The organism is Tardiphaga sp. (assembly GCF_025356345.1).
In the GTDB taxonomy this organism is placed as follows: domain Bacteria; phylum Pseudomonadota; class Alphaproteobacteria; order Rhizobiales; family Xanthobacteraceae; genus Tardiphaga.
Genome location: NZ_JANXTC010000227.1, coordinates 1 through 2,842 on the forward strand (window position 1 = coordinate 1; position 2,842 = coordinate 2,842).

Genomic DNA, 2,842 nt, shown 5'->3' on the forward strand with positions numbered 1-2,842 from the left:
AAATCAGCAATTTATTCTGGGGATTGGCGGGGTCCCGCTTCGGCGCTGATCCACATCTGGCTCGCTTCATCTGTCCGTCCTTCAGAGCGCCGGACTCTAACTTCAACTGGAGGAAATTGGCAGGGGCAGGTCAGCACCAGCCCCTGCGGCCCAACCCGACTTCACATCTATATCGTAAGCGTCGTCCCGCCCCCACCTTTCGACAGATGTCCTGACCTGCGACCTTTCGGTCCTCTCGAACCGCCAGGCTTAGAATGGACACAGTGGATAGAGCTATCACCAAGCCGGCTCGCCGGCTGGAAGTGTTTACCGGTGCAGGTCGCCGGCGAACGTGGAGCGACGAGGAAAAGGCGCGGATAGTCGCCGAGATCGAGCGCCGCGGCGCCTCTGTTTCCAGCGTTGCGCGCCAGCATGGATTGTCGCCCCAGCAATTGTTCGGCTGGCGCCGGCGGGTTCGGGAAGCGGATGCGGCCGCATCCGGGGATGACCTGCGGTTCGTTCCGGCTGTCGTCGATACGGCGCCGTGCGACACAGCGGCGCCGCGGCAGCCCAAGGCCCGGGCACATCGTCGGGCCGAACCCTTTTCCGGAACGATTGAAGTTGCGATCGATGGCGTGACAGTGCGTATCAACCCCGGCGCCCCCGCGGCCACGATCGGCGCGGTGTTGCAGGCGTTGAAAGCCGGCGCATGATCGGCCCGACCGGCGCGGTGCGGGTGATGGTGGCGACCAGGCCGGTAGACTTCCGCAAGGGCGCCGATGGATTGGCGATGCTGGTGCGCGAAAGCCTGGCGGCGGATCCGTTCTCCGGCGCGATCTATGTGTTCCGCGCGAAACGTGCGGACCGGATCAAGCTGGTGTTCTGGGACGGCACGGGTCTGTGCCTGTACGCCAAGCGGCTGGAGGACGGCATCTTCCGCTGGCCGAAGATCGAAGACGGCGTGATGCGTTTGTCGGCCGCGCAATTGTCGGCACTGCTGGAAGGTCTGGACTGGCGGCGTGTCCATGCGGCACGTGAGACGGTGACGCCGGCGCAACCGGGTTGATACTTGTTGCTGTGTCAAAGTGAATCAGTTCGCATTTGGCACGTCGCAAATTGCCGGAAAATATGATCTGGTTGTGTCATGCCGCGCGACGCATTGCCCGATGATTCCGATACGCTGAAAGCGATGCTGCTCGCCGAGCGGGTGCAGAACGACCGGCTGCGCCAGATCATCAGGGACCTGCAACGCCACCAGTTTGGCCGCCGGGCGGAGACGCTTCCCGAGGACCAGATGCTGCTGGGCCTGGAAGATGTCGAGCAGGCGGCGGCGCATGACGCCGCAGAAGCTGTGCAGGCGACGCCGGCCGCACAACAGGCCGGCGCTGCGAAGCGGCGGGCCAATCGCGGCGCGCTGCCGGCGCATCTGCCGCGGATTGAGACCACCCTCGACATCGACGACAAGACCTGCCGCTGCTGCCAGGGCGCATTGCACCGGATAGGTGAAGACAAGAGCGAACGGTTGGATATCGTGCCGGCGCAGTTCCGGGTGCTGATCACGATCCGGCCGAAATACGCTTGTCGCCAATGCGAGGATGGCGTCGTGCAGGCCGCGGCGCCGGCGCGGCTGATCGAGGGCGGGCTGCCGACCGAAGCCACCATCGCCCAGGTGCTGGTCTCCAAATATGCCGACCATCTGCCGCTTTATCGCCAGGCGCAGATCTACGCCCGGCAGAGCGTCAATCTCGACCGATCCACGCTGGCAGACTGGGTCGGGCATGCCGCCTGGCATTTGCGTCCGCTGCACCAACGGCTGCTCGACAAGCTCAAGGAGCGGCCAAAACTGTTTGCCGACGAGACGACGTTGCCGGTGCTGGACCCTGGTCGCGGTCGCACCAAGACCGGGCAGTTATGGGCCTATGCCGCCGATGACCGGCCATGGAATGGATCCGATCCGCCGGGCGTGGCCTATGTCTACGCCCCGGACCGCAAGGCCGAGCGGCCGATCGCCCATCTCGACGGCTTCAAGGGCATCTTGCAGGTTGATGGCTATGCCGGCTACCGCCGGCTGGCCGAGCGCGGCGATGTCCAGCTTGCGTTCTGCTGGGTTCATGTGCGCCGCAACTTCTACAAGCTGGCCACTCCCGGACCTGCGCCGATCGCCAGCGAAGCGCTGCAGCGCATCGCGGCGCTGTATGCGATCGAGAACGACATCCGCGGCCGCAGCGCCGCTGAGCGCCGGATTGTGCGGCAGCAGAAAAGCCGTCCGCTGATCGACGCATTGGAGCCATGGCTGCGCGCAAAACTCGGGCTGGTCAGCCAAAAGGGCAAACTCGCCGAAGCGATCCGCTATGCGCTGTCGCGCTGGGAAGGCCTGACCCGCTTCCTCGACGACGGCCGCATCGAGCTCGACAACAATACCGTCGAGCGCACCATTCGTCCGATTACGCTGAACCGGAAGAATGCCTTGTTCGCGGGCTCCGATGGCGGTGCCGAGCACTGGGCCACCATCGCCTCGCTGATCGAGACCTGCAAACTCAACGACATCGATCCGCTTGGCTATCTGACCGACGTCCTCACCAGGATCGCCAACGGTCATCCCAACCGCGATATCGACGCGCTATTGCCGTGGGCCTACCAAAAGCAAGACCTCAGAGCCGTGGCCTGAGAACGACGCTTACAAGACAACCGTAGGGAGCTCACATGAATAAGGTTGGCGCCCCCACAGCAGCAACTGCCGTTATCGTCGCGCCGCCCGTTGAAGTGCCCGCATCTGGCGGCCGGTTTGAACATCCGTCCGAATATCTGGCCGCGATGCAGGCCGTCGGATGGCAACACTTTGCGATGTTTCAGCAGTCGGACG

Annotated in this window: 3 protein-coding genes; all 3 read left to right on the forward strand. The window is 64.1% G+C overall.

Annotation, left to right across the window (positions count from 1 at the left end):
• The first annotated feature begins 254 nt into the window (after positions 1–254).
• Positions 255–692 (forward strand): transposase, encoded by a 438-nt coding sequence (locus Q0S16_RS13790; RefSeq protein WP_295849135.1) that lies wholly within the window; start codon positions 255–257, stop codon positions 690–692.
• Positions 689–1,045, forward strand: coding sequence for an IS66 family insertion sequence element accessory protein TnpB (gene tnpB, locus Q0S16_RS13795; RefSeq protein ID WP_295849138.1), 357 nt, complete (start codon positions 689–691; stop codon positions 1,043–1,045). The genes Q0S16_RS13790 and tnpB overlap by 4 nt, the downstream gene beginning before the upstream one ends.
• A gap of 78 nt (positions 1,046–1,123) precedes the next feature.
• Complete coding sequence (locus Q0S16_RS13800) at positions 1,124–2,647, forward strand: IS66 family transposase (protein ID WP_295849141.1); 1,524 nt, start codon at positions 1,124–1,126, stop codon at positions 2,645–2,647.
• The last annotated feature ends 195 nt before the right edge of the window (positions 2,648–2,842 follow it).